Here is a 15,273-nt window from a genome sequence, read left to right on the forward strand (position 1 = left end):
CCCTGTGAATTGCTACTGCGCGACCGGCTCGCGCAGTCTTAGGACCAGCTCGTCATAAAGCGTGATCCGTTCATCTTCGGACAGAAACGCCCCGATTTCGACCTCGCGCCCGTCTCCGACAAGGGTGACATAATGCGGCACCGGGCCGCCTTTCTCGTGCATCGCCGGTCGCGCCCAATAGCGGTTGCAAGACCATTCGTGCTGCTCTTTGCCGGGGGTGTGGTGCACCAGCCGCGCATGTGTGCCCGACAGGGTCAGAACCTCGAAAACACTGCGGGCGCGGTAGTTGGTCTTGATGGCCAGCCACAGCCCCAGCACAGTGATCAGCAGAAACGGCAGCAGCCCCCACAGGATCACGGAACCAAGCGTGGCCAGCAATGGGATCAGGCCAAACAGGAACACCGACAATATCGTGATCATCGCCCCTCGCGGAGGCAGCGAGTTATGCGGCCAAAGCCGCAGTTCCTGTTCGGTTTCCGAGGTCTGATTCCACGTGTAGGGCATACCGCGAACATAGCGCAGCGCGGCCTCATGTCGACGGGTTTTGATCAGACGACGTGGCCGACCCGAGACCAGGATAGGGCGTCATCCAGACGATCGTCACCCCAGAACACCTCCTGCCGGACAACAAAGCTGGGGGCGCCGAAAACACCCAGTTTGACGGCGGTTTCGGTTTCCGCCTCAAGGGCTGCGACAATGTCGTCGCCTTGCGCGCGCGCCAGGGTCAGTCGGGGGTCCTGCTGACACCGCAAAAGCGCCTCGGACAGCGCACTTTCGCGACCGGCTTCCACCCCTTCCTCGAACCAGATGCGATAGAGCGTTTGGGTGAACGTCACGCCCCAGCCATCCTTCATCCCAAGCACCGCAACCTGATTGGCCAATGCCAGATTGGAAATCGGATAGGGCGCGGGCAGGTTGGCGTGGATGTGGTACTTGGCACAGCGGCGTTCGATATCGCGCCACATGTAAGCCGATTTCACAGGCTTTCCGGCAAAAGGGATGTTCTGCTGGGCCGACATCACCGTGCGCACATTGAACGGGCGCCAGTTCACCGTGGCGTCGTGCTGGGCACACCATTCGTCCAGACGCATCACGGTCAGGAAGCTGTACGTGCTGCCAATGGAATACCAAAAGTCGATCTCGGGCATTGCCGACCCTCCGACTGTTCCGTCCGCACATCATAGCCGATTTCGGGGCAGTTGGCGAACGCGGGGTGAGGGCAAAGAAAAACCCCGCCACGTGGGCGGGGTTTTCTTGGTTCAGATCGGGATCAGTGCGCGTGGCCCTTGTCCCAGTCTTCCTGCTTGGGCAGTTGCTCGAACGTGTGCTCGGGCGGCGGGGTGGGCAGGGTCCATTCCAGCGTATCGGCATACTCGTTCCAGTAGTTGGGCCGGGTCTCGCGTGCGCCACGCAGCAGGGCGTAGATCACGATGCCGAAGAACAGCAGGAACGAGGCGAACGAGATGAACGCACCAATCGACGAAACATAGTTCCACTGCGCGAACGCTTCGGGATAGTCGATGTAGCGGCGCGGCATGCCCTGACGACCCAGGAAGTGCTGCGGGAAGAAGGTCAGGTTGGCGCCGATGAAGAACATCCAGAAGTGAACCTTGCCCCAGAACTCGGAATACTGGCGACCGGTCATTTTTGCGAAGTAGAAATACATCCCCGCAAAGATCGCAAAGACAGCACCCAAGCTCATCACATAGTGGAAGTGTGCCACCACATAGTAGGTGTCGTGATAGGCACGGTCCACGCCAGCCTGCGACAGCACCACACCGGTCACACCGCCAACGGTGAACAGGAACAGGAAGCCGAAGGCAAACAGCATGGGTGTCTTGAACTCGATGGAACCGCCCCACATGGTCGCGATCCACGAGAAGACCTTAACGCCCGTCGGAACCGCGATGACCATCGTGGCCAGCATGAAATAGGCCTGCTGACGCAGCGACATGCCAACGGTGTACATGTGGTGCGCCCACACGACAAAGCCCAGCACACCGATTGCGATAATCGCCCAGACCATCGGCAGATAGCCAAAGATCGGCTTGCGCGAGAAGGTCGCGATGACATGGCTGATGATGCCGAAACCGGGCAGGATCACGATATACACTTCCGGGTGGCCAAAGAACCACAGGATGTGCTGATACAGGATCGGGTCACCGCCACCGGCCGGATCAAAGAAGGTAAAGCCAAAGTTGCGGTCCATCAGCAACATGGTGATTGCGCCCGCCAGAACCGGCAGCGACAGCAGAATCAGCCACGAGGTGACGAAGATCGACCAGCTGAACAGCGGCACCTTGAACAGGGTCATGCCGGGGGCACGCATGTTCAGGAAGGTGGTGATCATGTTGATCGCGCCGAGGATCGAGGAGGCGCCCGATACGTGCACGGCAAAGATCGCAAGGTCCATGGACATGCCGCCCTCGGTCGTGGACAGCGGCGGGTACAGAACCCAGCCCACGCCCGAACCCATCTGATCGTTACCACCCGGGCTCAGCAGCGAGGCGACGCCCAGCGAGGTACCGGCAACATAAAGCCAGAAGGACAGGTTGTTCATCCGCGGGAACGCCATATCCGGCGCGCCGATCTGCAACGGCATGAAATAGTTGCCAAATCCGCCGAACAGGGCAGGGATGACAACAAAGAACATCATCAGAACACCGTGATAGGTGATCATCACGTTCCACAGATGCCCGTTGGGCGTACACGGGTCGGCCATGAAGCCTTCCAGGCACATGTACTGAACACCGGGGTGCATCAGTTCAAGCCGCATGTAAACGGTCATCAGAACCGAGATCAGACCGGCCAGAGCCGAAACGATCAGGTACAGAATCCCGATGTCCTTGTGGTTGGTCGACATGAACCAGCGCTGGAAAAAGCTGCGCTGGTCTTCATGGTCGTGACCATGAATGGCTGCGTCTGCCATTATAGGTGCCTCCTGTTGCAACTACACCGCGCAGCCGGACCTCTCCAACGCGCGGGATTCCTGCTGGTTTTAGAATGCGTAGGGGCGACCTTCAATGGCCGAGTTTGATCTGGATCAAGATAAATGGCCGCACCCCCCTTGAAAACGGGTGTTCGAGAAGCCGGGATCTGAGCGTTCGGGGGGGGCTGGTGATACAGCGGATCTGGTACCTGTCGTCATGCCGCACGCAATGGGACCGCCTCCCTAAGCCGACCCGGCAGGCGTGAACGCCTGCCGTCGGCCCACTCCGCAGGATCGAGGACAGGGAAGGGGGGTGTTGAGGCCAATTTACCGAATGCTGCATAACGATTAAATGTCCGCTATATGTTCGGAGGTGCAACGAGTGCGCCAACTTGGGCTCGAAGGCAACTCTGGAATTGCAGTGTACGGGAGAATCGGAACAGCGTTATGGCTCAGCAAAATAGACGCATCGTACCTCAACCCAAGAAACTCGTATGTACCCCCCAGAACTACCGAACAACTGGAGGTCTGGAGTTCTGGTATGAACACGAAAGCAGGCGGATCGCTACGTCAAACCCTGACGTATCGTTGAATTTTGTCAGAACTGGCGGAATGGAAGCGGTAATGTATTTGTTTTTAAAATTGGACGGTCTGAGTATTCAGATCGGTCAAAAGGGAGGCAGACCGTTCCCGCCCAGCGTTTATCAGGGGCCCAAGCGAGAAACGACTTGGGTAATAGGCTCTCTTGGTATGCCACTCTATTTTGATACATTGGCAAAAACGCATACGTCACGCCGCGTCCATAACCCATCCCACCGCTTTGAGCCTGTGGCTCTTGACGAACATTTTATCTCAATCGAGCAGCAAGAGGACGCGATAGCTTTTCTGAAAGAAGCTCTCGCAAAATACTGTGGGGAATGGATCGGTGCATGCCGAGGAGAGGAGCAACACGCAAAGGTATACTTGCTCCCAGAGTTGGAAGAACAGTTGGCGGCTGGGCAGTTCTTGAAATGAACTACTCGCCGGCAAATTTGTCATTGGCGCAATTGTAGCGAAAGCTCAATTTGTCCGCACAGTGCACCTTCGACTTGAGCTTGATGAAGTATTCAAAAACTTAACCAGTTTACGTCCGATTAAGAGTTGCGAAATCGGTACTCTGCTGCGCGGGCAGACATCACCTGTCGGGAACGTGCCGCATCTGTCTCTGATGATGTGATCTCATGCCAAATCCAAGTGTACAAAACGTACAGCGCCCTCTGAAAACCCGGTACATTTTGTACATTTCAGGGCTCAATCCCCCGGCTTGACCCGGCGGGGCGGGTGGACCACAACTCGGGCAAAAGCCCCTCAAGGAACGGATGGCAACCATGGTTTATGATCCCGACAACATCTTCGCCAAAATTCTGCGCGGCGAGATACCTTCGTCAAAAGTTTACGAAGACGCCGACACACTGGCCTTCATGGACATCATGCCTCGTGCCGATGGGCATTTGCTGGTGATCCCCAAAACGCCCTGCCGCAATGTGCTGGATGCCACGCCCGACCAACTGGCGGCGGTCATGAACACCGTTCAAAAGATGGCCCGTGCAGTGATGAAAGCCTTCAACGCGGACGGTGTAACCATTCAACAATTCAACGAAACCGCAGGCGGGCAGGAGGTTTTCCACCTGCATTTTCACGTCCTGCCGCGTCATGACGGGGTGTCGATGCGCCCACCTGGTAAAATGGGTGATTTCGACCTGATTGCCAAACATGCGGAAAGGATAAAAATCTCTTTGTAATCAATATCTTCAGGTCTTTTTGTGAGATGACAATCTGGACAATTACCCGCATCCGCCCGTGCATGTCGCCGCGACCGGAGACAAGAAAACCCGAAACCCCTCCTTGGGACAGGCCATGTGGATCCATAGCTGGACAACGCAGAAATCGCCTGCCCCCGACCATTGCGGCTTGAGCACGGGTTTCAGCGTGAAGGGGGGATGAATTGCCGTTCCGATTTGGGGTCGGAACGGCAGACTCGTAACCAAACACTTCTCGGATTTCGAGGGCGAGCCCTTGATCACCGGTTTAACATACCACTCACTCTTGATTGGCAGTTTCATATTACTCGTTAACAACACCGGTGTATCCTAGAGAATTAAAACTTGCCTAAAGAATAACGTAAAACTGAATGGTTCTTGGTAAATTGCGACGTGTTTCGGAAACAGAGCCTTCCGCACATGCATATTGTTGTATCCAAGCGCAGCGGAAGCTGATTCTCTGCCAAGGCAGAATCAGAAATCAGAGGCACCAAACACGCCCTCGAAGGTTTTCTTCAAGGCCGCATCGAGATCATTCATGGTGACCGGAAGCCCCAGATCCACCAATGAAGTCACGCCATATTCGCTGATCCCGCAGGGAACAATGCCCGAGAAATGCTCCAGATCCGGTTCGACATTGATTGAAATGCCGTGAAAACTGACCCATTTTCGCAAACGCAAGCCAATTGCCGCGATCTTGTCCTCTGCCGGTTTGCCGGTCACCGTCAGCGGTTTGTCGTCGCGTCGCACCCAGACACCAACGCGCCCGTCGCGTATTTCGCCGTGTACGTTGAATTCAGCCAGCGCCGATATCACCCAGTTTTCCAACTGCTTCACGAATTGGCGCACGTCGCGCCCGCGCTTGTTCAGGTCCAGCATGACATAGGCCACACGCTGACCGGGCCCGTGATAGGTGTACTCGCCGCCGCGTTTGCTTGCATAAACCGGAAAGCGGTCAGGATCGGTCAGGTCTTCGATCTTTGCCGACGTGCCTGCCGTATAAAGCGGCGGGTGTTCCAGTAACCAGATGCACTCCTCCGCGTCGCCGCGTGCAATCCCGGCGACGCGCGCCTCCATAAAGGCGGTCGCTTCGTCATAACTGGTCAGACCATCGGTGATTTTCCATTCCATGGCGGCCTCATATCCGCCCAAAGCGGGCAGGGGAAGAGGGGTCAGGCCGCTTCGGCCAAACACTGTTGCAGCACCCGAGAATAGGTGTCGGCCCCTTGCGCGCCGGTCAGCAGGTATTTTCCGCCAAACACCATGGACGGCACACCTGAGATACCCCTGCTGGTCCAGAATTGCTGTTTCTCTCGAACCAAGGCGATGCGTTCGCCGGTCTCAAGCACCTGACGTGCGGCATCAGGGTTCAGCCCGGCAGACGTGACGGCCTGCAGCAGAGCCTCAACGTCGGACACATTCTGTTGCCGTGTGAAATATGCGTCGAAAAGCGCAAGCTTCAATTGGTGTTGCTGGCCCTGACTTTCGGCCCAATCCAGCAACTGATGCGCCTTGAATGTATTCACGATCCGACTGTCTTCGTGAAAGTTGAAGGTGAACCCCAGTTCTGCGCCGATCGCCGTTAGCCTGTCACGTGCCTGCTGGCTCTGTTCGGGGGTCGAGCCATATTTCTCAGTGATGTGTTCCCGCAGGTTCTGCCCTTCAGGTGGCATGTTCGGGTTCAATTCGAACGGGTGCCAGCGAATTTGGGCCTGGATGCCCTGCTGTTTCAATGCCACATCAAGCTGGCGAAACCCGACTATACACCATGGGCACACAACGTCCGACACGATATCGATCTGTATGATGGGGCGGGTGTCGGTCGAGGTCATCTGAGGCTCCTGCTAGATCGAAACTGCGTTGCTCATCGGCTTAGATAAGACTGCTGCGAAGGTTTTTAAACCAGTGTGTTTTTGCCTCTTCACATCGCGTGCGCCAACGTCTATACGCCGCTCTACCAAGTCACTGGCAGTGCGGTCGTGGCGGAATTGGTAGACGCGCAGCGTTGAGGTCGCTGTGGGGTAACTCCCGTGGAAGTTCGAGTCTTCTCGACCGCACCAAATCTTCTCGTATCTTGAGATATTCAAATTGGCTTACGCGAAGCAGGCTTTGCCGTTCTGGTCTGTTCTCTTGCATTGCATATCCGTGGCCCGTAACTAAGCCAGGTGTCGGGAAGCGCGCCATGCCTCTGCAATGATGCGTTTTTTCCCTTCGTCCTGAATTTGCGGGCCGTAGTTGCGGGTAGGTGCGATGAGACTTGTCATATCAACGATGAAAGACGAGGGGCCGTTCATCCTTGAATGGATCGCGTATTACCTTTCGATCGGGTTTACGCATTTCATCGTTAACTCGAATGACTGCTCCGACGGCACTGACGCGATTTTGAAAAGATGCGAGGAACTGGGTTTTCTGGCGCATATCGATAACCCCGGTCCCTGGAAGCATGGGCCGCAGGCGTCGGCCTATGCGAACGCTATGGAACATCCCTGGTACGCTGAAGCCGAGTGGATTCTGGTTTGTGATGTCGACGAATTTCTCGATATCCGTGTTGGGGACGGTACGCTGGACGATCTGTTTCGCACCTTTCCACATGCAGATGGCTTTGCCGCGATATGGCAGATGTTCGGACACAATGGGATTGTCGAGTTTGAAGACAAGTTTGTGATCGAACAATTCACATCTGCAGCAGAGTTGGGGGTGGTGACGCCGCAGAATGTGCGTGCCTTCAAATCGCTTGTCAGAAACAACGGGTCTTATCGGGCAATCAACACACACCGTCCGCGTGGCCCAATCGCCGGTAAGGCCGAAAGCTTTGCATGGATTGATGGTGACGGAGATCCCTTGCCACCTGCAATGCGGCGAAATGGTTGGTCCCATTCCACTACTGGCGCGGCCTTTGGGCAGCAGTTTTTCAGGATGAACCACTATGCCGTCCGATCCATCGAGAGTTATCTGATGAAGCGGCTGCGGGGGGATGTAAACACAACCGCGTTTCATCCCAAGATGGAGGCAACGGGACAAGCCTATTGGCACATGCATTGCTTCAACAAAGTTGAAGAATTATCGATCCTTTCCAAATTGGACCGCCTTGGGAAATCGTATGATGAACTACGTGCGGATCGTGTTCTGGGAGACTTGCACGAAAAAGCTGTTGCTTATCACAAGCGCCGTATCTCGGAGATACGTGAAACAGAGGCCGCACAGGGATTCATAACTCGGTACAAGAATTTTGCCGGGGGGCGATATATAAAGGCGCTGGATCTGGGCGTGATGGAAGAAGGCGATCTTTCCTTTGATGCGGAGACCTACAAAGACCCCGAAGTTTCTTTCGCGCAAGTTGCGAAATGGACGCGTTTGGGCAAGATGTCCAAGTCTGAAAACTCAAGACCCAATAACTACCCCTGGTTTACCCGGCTGGATTCCCTGGGAACGGCCATGGAGTACGAAGAAGCGGCGGCGCAGCATGCATTAATCACTGATGCAAAACAGGTGGACTTGCCGTTCGATCCGAAGGACTCATCTTTCCTGCCGCCAGTGTCTCCGGAGGTTGAAAGAACGAAAGAGCAGCGACAGCGGTTCTTGCGGTCAATCAGTGGCAAGAAGAACTGGGTTTTGATCGGGCATGTCGAGACCGAAATCGTAGAAGAAATACTTGCATTGGATGCAGTTGCGCAATTGACGATCATCGGGCCATGGGGGCTGTCGTGGGATACGTTCGCCTGCAAGGATACAACGCAAGATCCTAAACTTCAGGCCCTGGATCGCACCTTCTATGCATTGCTGGAGTACTTCCGAGAACCGATCGTCGCTGGGCGTCTGAGGGTCTACCGGGCGCTGCCGCCTTTGATGCTGAAGCTGTTTGAAGATCAAAGCGTTGGTGTCGTGATCATACGCGGGGTTCGGGCCGAGCGTGTCATGTTGCAGCTGTTGAACCGGATCGACAGGGTTCTGGCTCCGGGCGGGAGCATCGCCTTTACATCCTACAGGCGGGGCAAAGGGTCTTATTCCGGTATGTCTTCGGCGATTAACCGTTTTCTCGCGAGCAAAGCGAGTGACTATCGGGTTACAAGCCTCGAGCCTCCGTGGCTTGGTATCGACAAGTTGCCACCACTTTCCAAAAACGACACATAGCTTCTGGTTCTTGAAGCAACGACATGTTAGCCATTGCCCAATAAACAAAACGGGTTTCGCGAGAAATCAATACCCGTCTGCAAGTGAGGTCGAGATGTCAAACGAACCCAGAGTGATCGGTGCTCTTCCCGGCAGCCAGAATAAACCGAACGCAGACAAAGCAACCAAACGCAAGAATACAAAAGATGCGATCCGACGTACGTTCCTGACGCGCCTTCCCAAGGGTGGGGTGGCTGTTGAGATCGGTGTCTGGCAGGGCGAGTTTTCTCCGACAATCCTGAAGTTGCTTGAACCCAGTCAGTTGTTTCTGATCGACCCCTGGAAACATATTGGCGAGGAATCGCATACAACGGCGTTTGTTGGCAGGACCGAAGACGAAAAGATGGAAGCCATCTTCCAGAAGGTCGTCGCGTCCTTCGAAAAAGAGATCGAGGAAGGCAAGGTTGGCATCATTCGCGATTTCTCGGTGCCGGCATTAAAGCTCTTTGACGATGAGAGCATCTCTTTTGCCTATGTCGACGGTGACCATTCTTACGAAGGAGTAACTGCGGACCTGGAGGCGTTGTTTCCCAAGATCAAATCGGGTGGGATCATGGCGTTTGATGATTACCACCGCCGGGGGTGGTGGGGCGACGGAGTGATCCGGGCCGTCAACGAGTTTCTGGGCAAACACCCCCGTGAATTGCGTATCCGGGCAATTGCTGGTGCGCAGATCGCTATTGAAAAAATCACCCCGCAAGATGACAGCAAGAAACAGGGCGACTAAGCGTCTGGGGTGAATGGCAGTGATGAACAAGCCTGAAAAAATCCTCATCTCTGCGATGAAAAATGAGGGCCCGTACATTCTGGAATGGGTGGCTCATCATAAAGTTGTGGGTTTCGACAGGATCATTGTTTACACCAACGATTGCACGGACGGTACGAACAGAATTTTGCGCCGTCTTGAGGCCCTGGGTCATGTTGAGTTTCACAGGAACCGCGTTGGAACGGGCGGGATTCACAGATCAGCTCTGAGGCAGGCCCGCCGTTTGCCCGTCGTGAAAGAAGCCAAATGGGTCTATGTCTGCGATGCGGATGAGTTTCTGAATATTCATGTCGGAAACCATAAGGTGGACGACCTGATCGAGGCCACACCGGGCGTGGATGTCATTTCCATTCCATGGAAGATATTCTCGAACAGCGGTCGCCATGTGTTGCGCGACGCGCCAGTGACGCAGCAGTTTTTCGATGGTGAGTTGAAGTATGAGCAGGGCGGGGCGGGGCGCCGGTTCGTCAAATCGCTTTTCCGGCAGGGTGAAGTCTATCTCCGCTATGGTATGCACAACCCGCATCCCAAGTCCGAGTTTCAGGCAGGTGTATTCCGGTCTGTTCCCGGGGGGCACGCGAAAGAACCCGCACCCTTTGGGAACCATGTTGCACCGCCTTTTGGATTTGAGATTGCACAGATCAATCATTACGCGGTCCGCTCCACACAAGCCTATTTGGCCAAGCGCAGCCGTGGGCGGGCCAACCACTCCTCGCAGACGCTGGGAACGGAATACTGGGACCGCTGGAACAGGGGTGGCGCGACGGATGAGACAATCCTCAGGTATAAGGAGGACGTTGACGCGGTGATGGCAGAATTTCAGTCCGACGAACGGCTTGCACGGCTGCACCGAAAAGCATTCCTGTGGCACAAGGCGTTGATCGAGGACCTTCTCAAACAGCCAGAATACAACGCGCTTTACCAGACGCTTGTTAATAAGCCGGCTGTAGAATTTGTTGCAAAAGACCGCGGATTGCACGCGCGTCTTTCGTCAGACAAGCAACCGTCTTCCAGCGTAAAACAGCCTGAATCCTGACAAACTCGCCCTCGGAGAAACTGCATATGGCCGCGGAAAATACTCTTCCCACAATCGGAATGCTCTGGTTGGAAGGTCCTCTCAGTTTTCTGGAACAGATGTGCCTTTTGTCTTTTGTCGCGAACGGACACAGGGTCGTGCTGTTCCACTATGACGAAGTCGAGAATGTACCCGAAGGTATCGAACTGGTTTCGGCGAACGAAATTCACGAACCGCAGCGGTTCATTATGAACAACCAGTTCAAAACACCGGTTCCGCAATCTGATATTTTCAGGCTGCAACTGATGCAAAAAACTGATTTTCTCTGGTGCGATACGGATGTGATTTCTTTGAAGCCGATCCCGAAGGCGGATCATATTTTCGGTTTCTTCAATCGCAATACGATCTGCAATGCGATCATGCGGTTGCCGTCCGACAGCCCCGCGCTGAAAGCGTATACGGAATACAGTCTTGATCCATTCCCAATCCGTCCTTGGGTAGAAGGTGAAGAACGCGAGAATCTGGAACGCCAGAAAAAGGCCGGTGAGTTGCCTCATGCCTCGGATCAGGCTCACAGTGTTTACGGACCCGGTGTCATGACGTGGTTTCTGCGACATCATGGCGAGATCGAACACGCTAGCCCACCCCCGGTGTTTTATCCTTTGCCGTTTCGGCAAACGGGGCAGGCGAACGACATTCCAGCGCGGGAGTTTCGAAAAAAGTACCTTACGGATCAGACGCAGGCCGTCCATCTTTGGGGCCGTCGGATGCGTTGGTGGCTTGCCAAGGGTGTAAAACGTCATTCATTTCTGGATCGAAGGCTGCGCGGTTTGGGGATCAGTCCTGCCAATGCACCTTTGCCGCGCAGAGGGCGGGGCGCGCCGCAGAACATCGAGTTTCCCGACTCGCTTCCGGACTTGCGGATCAGCAAAGAGGAAATCAGTGAAGCCACTAACGGCGTGATGTCCGTAGCTCAGGTCGCAAATTCTGAGCAGTTCTTCAAATTGGCCCAGGTTGAATTGGATAAGATAAAAGACAAAGGGCTTTATGGGGTGAATGACAAACCCCAATCGGGTCATCAGCGAGGTTGGGATCACTATGCCAATGACGCATTGCGGTTGAATGCCATGTCTATGTCATTGTCGAGATTTGCCAACAACCAGCGCTATTTACCCGATTTGAGCAACCCCAAGACCGTGACTGAGAAGATGCTGGTCATGAAGCTGTTTGCCGAGATGCCTGAAGTGTCGGCGGCGGATAAGTTGACAGCGGAAAGTTATATCCCAGAACCAGCCAGGAACCTTGTTACACCGGTGAAACGCTATTGGGTTTCATCGTCGCCTGAGTTGCCGGAAGACCTCGATCTCGAGCCGGGCAGCTATTGGCTCAAATGCAATAACGGGCAGGGGCAAAACCACAGGGTCACCTGGCCCATGAACACGGAAGACCGCAACCTGGCCCAGGAAAAGATTGCCAACTGGAGCAATAAACCCATTCCCCACGGGTTTTGGGCGGCAGAATGGTGGTATTCCACGATCGACACGCGCTATTTCCTCGAAGAGGATCTGGCGGCTGAAGGTCAGGACATCATCGATTGGAAATTCTGGGTTGTCGCCGGAAAGGTCCAGATTGTTCAGGTCGACCGGGACCGCTCTCGGGGACATGTGCAGATGATCCACGACCGGGATTTCAACTTCATCCCGAAAGAGCTGTATTTCCAGACAAGCGATGACACCGAGCCCAAGCCAAAGGTGTTTGACGATATGGTCGCAATCGCCGAAGCCGTCGGGCAACGTGTCGAATTTGCGCGGGTGGACCTCTATGTAATTGGCGACAAGATTTATCTGGGCGAAATCACGCTCTGCCCGTTTGGCGGAAAACGCAAGATGCGTACGCCCGAACTGGATGTGCAGATGGGTGAGGCCTGGGTCGGTACCCGTCTGTTCCCGAACTGATCCGGTTACTCGACGGCGATTTCCTGACGCAGCTTTCCTGTCGTCTTGTCAAAGATCAGGACGCGGTTGTCGTCGGTCACGACCGCATACCAGTTGGACCCGATGGTCAGGGCCTGTGCCCGCGCACCATCGGGTAAGTCGATCTGATCCGGCAAGGTGGGTGTGCGGTCCGATAGGCGGATGACAATCAGGGCGAATGTCACTAGAACCCCGCCAATCATCACCGCGGTCAGCAGCATGACCATCCGCCGCAGCAATCGCAGCTGCGGGGTTTCCTGCGGTTCTTGGGGTTCGGAAGGGACAGTCATGGGCACCCGCCAGATTGAGTTTCAGATCGCGGTCGATCCGCCGCCTCGCCTTGATAAGGCGCTTTCGCGGGATGTGCCAGACGGTGAAAACCTGTCGCGCACGCGGCTGGCGCGCCTGATCGAGGATGGCGCAGTTTGGATCGACGGAACCCGGATGCAGGACCCAAAGGCCAAAGTGTCCGAAGGGGCGCAGGTCGTCATAACTGTGGCCGAGGCTGAAGACAGCCACATCGGCGCAGAAGACATCCCGCTTGAAGTTGTTTTCGAAGACGCAGACGTGATCGTCGTCAACAAGCCAGCAGGCATGGTGGTGCACCCCGCGCCGGGCTCGCCCGGGGGTACGCTGGTCAACGCTTTGCTACACCATTGCGGTGAGGCTTTGTCAGGTGTTGGGGGGGTGAAACGCCCCGGTATCGTTCACCGGATCGACAAGGAAACCAGCGGTCTTCTGGTGGTCGCCAAATCAGACGCCGCACATCACGGGCTGGCCGAACAATTCGCAGCACATAGTGTCGAACGCTATTACCGCGCTGTGTGTTACGGGGTTCCGGATGCAAGTGATCCCCGTCTGCGAGGCGTCAAAGGGGTGAGCTTTGAGCCGGGAAACATCATGCGTGTGACCACCCAGCTTGCGCGGCACAAGACCGACCGTCAAAGGCAGGCGGTGTTGTTTCATGGCGGGCGTCACGCGGTGACACGCACGCGGGTAGTTGAAACATTTGGCACGCCTGCTGGTCTTGCTCTGATCGAATGCTGGCTCGAGACCGGGCGAACGCACCAGATCCGTGTTCATATGACCCATGCCGGGCATGGGCTTGTCGGGGATCCGATCTATGGTGGCAAGCGGAAACTGGCCACCAGGGCGTTTACGCTCGCCGCTGCCGAATGCGTGTACGACTTTCCCCGGCAGGCGCTTCACGCCGCCGTATTGGGGTTCGAGCACCCGGTGACGGGCGAACACCTGCGGTTTGAGGCCGAACTGCCGCAAGACATGGAGAACCTGATTGCCGCGCTTCGCGCGCCGCTGACACAATAAGCAAAGTCCTGTGAGTAAGAGTTTCTTATCTTTCCTTCATGAAAGATTAATTTCAGACTGTTAGCAGCACCTCTTGAACAGGATGGGTTCTTTACCCATATCCTATGTTAAAGACTTAAACATTTGTCGGAGGGACATCATAATGGCAAATTACGCAAACCTCCCCGCGCCGACGCCCGAGGGCGGCCTGAACCGCTATATGCAGGAGATTCGCAAGTTTCCCCTGCTTGAGCCGGAAGAAGAATATATGCTGGCCAAGCGCTGGGTCGAAGAGCAGGACACAGAAGCCGCGCATAAGATGGTGACATCGCACCTGCGGCTGGCGGCCAAGATTGCCATGGGATATCGCGGCTACGGTTTGCCGCAAGCCGAAGTGATTTCCGAAGCCAATGTGGGCCTGATGCAGGCGGTCAAACGTTTTGACCCTGAAAAAGGCTTCCGTCTGGCCACATATGCCATGTGGTGGATTCGCGCCTCGATTCAGGAATATATCCTGCGGTCGTGGTCGCTGGTTAAACTGGGCACAACCTCGGCGCAGAAAAAGCTGTTCTTTAACCTGCGCAAAGCCAAAGCGCGCATCGGCGCCCTGGAAGAGGGCGACTTGCGTCCGGAAAATGTCGCGCAAATCGCCAATGATCTGGGTGTGACCGAAGAGGAAGTGATCAGCATGAACCGCCGCATGTCCGGCGGGGACGCGTCTCTGAACGCCACGGTCGGGTCCGAAGGCGAAGGCACGATGCAATGGCAGGATTGGCTTGAGGATGAAGATGCCGACCAGGCCGGAGATTATGAGGCGCGCGATGAGCTGGAAGCGCGTCGCGAGTTGCTGGCTGCGGCGCTTGACGTGTTGAACGACCGTGAAAAGGATATCCTGACTCAGCGCAGGTTGCTGGATCAGCCGGTGACGCTGGAGGACCTCAGCGCCCAATATAATGTCAGCCGCGAGCGGATCCGACAGATCGAAGTTCGCGCGTTCGAGAAACTGCAAAGGAAAATGCGGGATCTTGCGCGTGAAAAAGGGATGCTGGGTGTCAGCTGACCACGATACCAGCCTGCTGCAATAGCTGCGGGCTGGTTTTTTGCATTTGTGCGAAGAAACCTCCTCTTCGCGCACATGCCCGGCGCATCCCGACGACTCATTACCAGTTGATCGTCTGAGGCCGCTATCCTGACTGTGAAGCCAAAAGAATGGCCGCAGGGTCAAAGCTATGGTAGGGCAAAGACGCGTTTCATTTCGATGACGGTGTGACAGGTCGATCCTGCGGACCTCGCAGGGGAACGAACCCTTTGGGGTT

The 15,273-nt window shown here is 55.5% G+C and carries 14 protein-coding genes and 1 tRNA gene; 9 read left to right on the top strand and 6 right to left on the bottom strand.

Annotation, left to right across the window (positions count from 1 at the left end):
* Positions 1 to 12: 12 nt before the first annotated feature.
* From ACR0JI_RS08240 to ctaD, 3 genes are all read right to left on the bottom strand, one after another.
* A complete protein-coding gene (locus tag ACR0JI_RS08240; protein WP_209504230.1) occupies positions 13 to 504 on the bottom strand; it encodes a DUF2244 domain-containing protein in 492 nt (163 codons plus the stop codon).
* Between the two features lie 44 nt (positions 505 to 548).
* Positions 549 to 1,148, bottom strand: a complete 600-nt coding sequence (locus tag ACR0JI_RS08245) for a DsbA family protein (protein ID WP_480493417.1) — start codon at positions 1,146 to 1,148, stop codon at positions 549 to 551.
* A gap of 122 nt (positions 1,149 to 1,270) precedes the next feature.
* Positions 1,271 to 2,929, bottom strand: a complete 1,659-nt coding sequence (gene ctaD, locus ACR0JI_RS08250; RefSeq protein ID WP_267366169.1) for a cytochrome c oxidase subunit I — start codon at positions 2,927 to 2,929, stop codon at positions 1,271 to 1,273.
* 447 nt (positions 2,930 to 3,376) lie between these two features.
* On the opposite strand from ctaD, the gene ACR0JI_RS08255 reads away from it, so the two are divergent.
* Both ACR0JI_RS08255 and ACR0JI_RS08260 read left to right on the top strand, forming a co-directional pair.
* Positions 3,377 to 3,943, top strand: a complete 567-nt coding sequence (locus tag ACR0JI_RS08255; RefSeq protein WP_480493415.1) for a hypothetical protein — start codon at positions 3,377 to 3,379, stop codon at positions 3,941 to 3,943.
* 344 nt (positions 3,944 to 4,287) lie between these two features.
* Positions 4,288 to 4,710 carry an HIT family protein gene (locus ACR0JI_RS08260; protein ID WP_480493413.1) on the top strand — a complete coding sequence of 141 codons (423 nt, stop codon included), beginning with the start codon at positions 4,288 to 4,290 and terminating at the stop codon, positions 4,708 to 4,710.
* Between the two features lie 492 nt (positions 4,711 to 5,202).
* Here ACR0JI_RS08260 and lipB read toward each other — a convergent pair whose 3' ends face one another.
* Positions 5,203 to 5,859 carry a lipoyl(octanoyl) transferase LipB gene (gene lipB, locus ACR0JI_RS08265; protein WP_480476580.1) on the bottom strand — a complete coding sequence of 219 codons (657 nt, stop codon included), beginning with the start codon at positions 5,857 to 5,859 and terminating at the stop codon, positions 5,203 to 5,205.
* 41 nt (positions 5,860 to 5,900) lie between these two features.
* On the bottom strand, positions 5,901 to 6,560 hold the full coding sequence (locus ACR0JI_RS08270; protein WP_480493412.1) for a DsbA family oxidoreductase: 660 nt from the start codon (positions 6,558 to 6,560) through the stop codon (positions 5,901 to 5,903).
* 141 nt (positions 6,561 to 6,701) lie between these two features.
* Between ACR0JI_RS08270 and ACR0JI_RS08275 the strand changes: the two genes are divergently transcribed.
* The 5 genes from ACR0JI_RS08275 (at position 6,702) to ACR0JI_RS08295 (ending at position 12,634) form a co-directional block, all read left to right on the top strand.
* Positions 6,702 to 6,788: transfer RNA gene (locus tag ACR0JI_RS08275), tRNA-Leu, on the top strand.
* A 190-nt stretch (positions 6,789 to 6,978) separates the two neighbouring features.
* Positions 6,979 to 8,859 (top strand): glycosyltransferase family 2 protein, encoded by a 1,881-nt coding sequence (locus ACR0JI_RS08280; RefSeq protein ID WP_480493410.1) that lies wholly within the window; start codon positions 6,979 to 6,981, stop codon positions 8,857 to 8,859.
* Positions 8,860 to 8,953: 94 nt separating this feature from the next.
* A complete protein-coding gene (locus ACR0JI_RS08285; RefSeq protein ID WP_480493408.1) occupies positions 8,954 to 9,625 on the top strand; it encodes a class I SAM-dependent methyltransferase in 672 nt (223 codons plus the stop codon).
* Positions 9,626 to 9,647: 22 nt separating this feature from the next.
* Positions 9,648 to 10,700 (top strand): glycosyltransferase family 2 protein, encoded by a 1,053-nt coding sequence (locus ACR0JI_RS08290; RefSeq protein WP_480493407.1) that lies wholly within the window; start codon positions 9,648 to 9,650, stop codon positions 10,698 to 10,700.
* A 26-nt stretch (positions 10,701 to 10,726) separates the two neighbouring features.
* A complete protein-coding gene (locus tag ACR0JI_RS08295; RefSeq protein WP_480476590.1) occupies positions 10,727 to 12,634 on the top strand; it encodes an ATP-grasp fold amidoligase family protein in 1,908 nt (635 codons plus the stop codon).
* A 5-nt stretch (positions 12,635 to 12,639) separates the two neighbouring features.
* On the opposite strand, the gene ACR0JI_RS08300 is transcribed toward ACR0JI_RS08295, so the two are convergent.
* A complete protein-coding gene (locus tag ACR0JI_RS08300; protein ID WP_480493405.1) occupies positions 12,640 to 12,942 on the bottom strand; it encodes a DUF6476 family protein in 303 nt (100 codons plus the stop codon).
* Between ACR0JI_RS08300 and ACR0JI_RS08305 the strand changes: the two genes are divergently transcribed.
* Both ACR0JI_RS08305 and rpoH read left to right on the top strand, forming a co-directional pair.
* Positions 12,941 to 13,978: an RluA family pseudouridine synthase gene (locus ACR0JI_RS08305; RefSeq protein WP_480493404.1), complete on the top strand. Its 1,038-nt coding sequence runs from the start codon at positions 12,941 to 12,943 to the stop codon at positions 13,976 to 13,978. The two genes, ACR0JI_RS08300 and ACR0JI_RS08305, sit on opposite strands and share 2 nt — an antisense overlap.
* A 142-nt stretch (positions 13,979 to 14,120) precedes the next feature.
* On the top strand, positions 14,121 to 15,017 hold the full coding sequence (rpoH, locus tag ACR0JI_RS08310) for an RNA polymerase sigma factor RpoH (RefSeq protein ID WP_480476596.1): 897 nt from the start codon (positions 14,121 to 14,123) through the stop codon (positions 15,015 to 15,017).
* Positions 15,018 to 15,273: the final 256 nt, after the last annotated feature.

It is taken from the genome of Ruegeria sp. N10, from assembly GCF_056531545.1.